The sequence below is a fragment of the Bradyrhizobium neotropicale genome, assembly GCF_001641695.1.
GTDB classification, from domain to species: domain Bacteria; phylum Pseudomonadota; class Alphaproteobacteria; order Rhizobiales; family Xanthobacteraceae; genus Bradyrhizobium; species Bradyrhizobium neotropicale.
In genome coordinates this window covers 1-3,249 of sequence record NZ_LSEF01000120.1, presented here as the reverse complement: position 1 = coordinate 3,249, position 3,249 = coordinate 1, and the positions used below count along the sequence as shown (strand labels likewise).

At 67.3% G+C, this 3,249-nt stretch carries 2 protein-coding genes; both read right to left on the bottom strand.

Features of this window, described 5'->3' with window-relative positions:
• On the bottom strand, positions 1–2,015 hold a 2,015-nt coding region (locus AXW67_RS38095), incomplete at its 3' end, for a methyl-accepting chemotaxis protein (protein ID WP_063682041.1).
• A gap of 244 nt (positions 2,016–2,259) precedes the next feature.
• A partial coding sequence (locus tag AXW67_RS38090; RefSeq protein WP_245315566.1) for a methyl-accepting chemotaxis protein occupies positions 2,260–3,249 on the bottom strand: 990 nt, incomplete at its 5' end.

Sequence of the window (3,249 nt, the reverse complement as noted above, 5' to 3'; positions counted from 1 at the left end):
CCCATGAAGCGGTCGAGCTCGGCGCGGAGGCGGGTGCTCTCGCTGGAGAGCGACTTGGCCGAATTCAGCACCTCCTCCGAGGCCGAGCCGGTCTCGGCGGCGCCGCGGTTGACCTGGCCGATGTCGGTGGCGGCGGCTTGCGTGCCTTGCGCGACGTTCTGGACGCTGCGGGCGATCTCCTGGGTGGCGGCACCCTGCTGCTCCACCGCGCTGGCGATGGAGGTCGAAATCGTCGAGATCTGGCCGATGGTCGCGCCGATCTCCTTGATCGCGGCAACCGATTCGGCGGTCGCGCCCTGCATCCCTGCGATATGCGAGGAGATCTCGTCCGTCGCCTTCGCGGTCTGGCTCGCCAGCGACTTCACTTCGCTCGCGACCACGGCAAAGCCGCGGCCGGCCTCACCGGCGCGCGCCGCCTCGATGGTGGCGTTGAGCGCCAGAAGATTGGTCTGCTCGGCGATCGCCGTGATCAGCTTGACCACCTCGCCGATCTGCTGGGCGGCATGCGAAAGCTTGCCGATGCGGCCGTCGGTCTCCTTGGCCTGCACCACGGCGGCTTCCGCGATGCGGCTGGAGTCGCGGACCTGGCGGCCGATCTCCTCGACGGAGGCCGACAGCTCCTCGGTCGCGGTCGCGACCGACTGCATGTTGCTCGAGGCCTGCTCGGACACGCCGGCGACCTGGCTCGACAGGCTCTGCGTGGTCTCGGCGGTGCGGGTCAGCGTCGAGGCCGCCGATTCAAGCTGCACGGCAGAGGCCGAGACGTTGGAGACGATGGCGCCCACGGCGCTTTCGAAATCGTCGGCAAAGCGGATCAGCTCGGAACGGCGCGCCGCACTTGCTTCCTTGTTCTGGGCCTCGCTGGCGGCAGCATCGCGCTCGGCTTTCGCCACCGCCTGCATCTTGAACTCCTCGACCGCGCCGGCCATCTCGCCGATCTCGTCCTTGCGGCCAAGGCCCGGCAGCACGACGTCGAAATTGCCCGACGCAAGCTCGCGCATCGCCTTGCACATCGCGATCATCGGACGCGAAATGCCGTTGCCGAGCATCAGGGCCAGCGCGGCGCCGACGGCGAGGCCGCCCAGCGCCATCATCAGCATCAGCCGCTCGATCTCCCCGATCGTGGCATTGGCACTTGCCTCGATGCGCTGCTGGTCGGCCGTCACATCCGCCCGCAATTCGCCCGACGCCTTGAGGATGGACGCCGCCGTCTTGGTCATCTCGCCGTTCAGCTTGACGATGACCTTCACGTTCTCGGACAGTTTTGCGAAGGAGGAGCGGTACTGCTTCAGGAGGTTGCCGATCTCGGTGACCCGGTCGGTGATCTTCTGGTCGTTGGCATAGATCGAGACCAGCAGGGTCTCCAGGAACTTGATGCGCGCGATCACGCCGTCGGACGTCTTCGGCTCCGGCTTGGCGACGAAGGCGCTGACCGAGGTGGAGACGGCCAGATATTGCGAGGTGACGTCCTTGGCCGTGGTCTGAACCGAGGCGAGGCCAGCCAGCGCGGCGGTGTCGGCGAGGTCGTCGAACTTGAAGCGGATCTTGTTGCCGACGCCGTTGAGCTCATCGGCCGCGATCTTGGCGTTCTCGCGCGTCAGCGTGATGATCTCGCCAAACACCTTTGTGAAGCGCTGGAACTCGGCCTCGAGCTGGCCGACCTGCTCGCGGCGCGCGGCTGTCGTCGTTGCCGCCATCGACTTTGCGATCGCCGCCTTCAGATTCTCTTCGGCCGCCTTCGCCGCGGTCTCGTCATCCGCCGCGCCGGTCAGCGTATAGGCCCGCGCCAGCCCCTGATAGGCGATCAGCTCGCGATCCACGGTCCGCGCGAGGTCGGCTTCCGACACGCTGGTGCGGTAGGAGGCGACGGCACCCGCGATCCGCTCGAAGCCGAAATAGGCGAAGGCCATGCTGACGGCGAGGATGGCGAGCACCGCCACGAAACCGAGGATGATCTTTGCGCGAAAGCGCAGCGTTGGCAGCTTCGATGTGCTCGGCTTGGACTTGACGGACATTCCCCCACCCCATTCCATTCGCGGAAAACCAGGCGCAGCCCGGAAGCAGCCCGCTTCCCGACTCACGAGCACGTTACGGAGCAAAGGATAAGCCGCGGTAAATTTGCGGCATCGCAACTTGCGGTTAGGTGACGCGGATGGGGGCCCTTCGCGCCGTCAGGAGTTACGAGTGGCAGCCTCGATCTCCGCTCGTCGTCCCGGCGTAGGCCGGGACGACATTGGAGCGAGTGGCCCGACCTGAGCGTTACGCCGCCCTGATATTCCCCATGAAGCGGTCGAGCTCGGCGCGGAGGCGGGTGCTCTCGCTGGAGAGCGACTTGGCCGAATTCAGCACCTCCTCCGAGGCCGAGCCGGTCTCGGCGGCGCCGCGGTTGACCTGGCCGATGTCGGTGGCGGCGGCTTGCGTGCCTTGCGCGACGTTCTGGACGCTGCGGGCGATCTCCTGGGTGGCGGCACCCTGCTGCTCCACCGCGCTGGCGATGGAGGTCGAAATCGTCGAGATCTGGCCGATGGTCGCGCCGATCTCCTTGATCGCGGCAACCGATTCGGCGGTCGCGCCCTGCATCCCTGCGATATGCGAGGAGATCTCGTCCGTCGCCTTCGCGGTCTGGCTCGCCAGCGACTTCACTTCGCTCGCGACCACGGCAAAGCCGCGGCCGGCCTCACCGGCGCGCGCCGCCTCGATGGTGGCGTTGAGCGCCAGAAGATTGGTCTGCTCGGCGATCGCCGTGATCAGCTTGACCACCTCGCCGATCTGCTGGGCGGCATGCGAAAGCTTGCCGATGCGGCCGTCGGTCTCCTTGGCCTGCACCACGGCGGCTTCCGCGATGCGGCTGGAGTCGCGGACCTGGCGGCCGATCTCCTCGACGGAGGCCGACAGCTCCTCGGTCGCGGTCGCGACCGACTGCATGTTGCTCGAGGCCTGCTCGGACACGCCGGCGACCTGGCTCGACAGGCTCTGCGTGGTCTCGGCGGTGCGGGTCAGCGTCGAGGCCGCCGATTCAAGCTGCACGGCAGAGGCCGAGACGTTGGAGACGATGGCGCCCACGGCGCTTTCGAAATCGTCGGCAAAGCGGATCAGCTCGGAACGGCGCGCCGCACTTGCTTCCTTGTTCTGGGCCTCGCTGGCGGCAGCATCGCGCTCGGCTTTCGCCACCGCCTGCATCTTGAACTCCTCGACCGCGCCGGCCATCTCGCCGATCTCGTCCTTGCGGCCAAGGCCCGGCAGCACGAC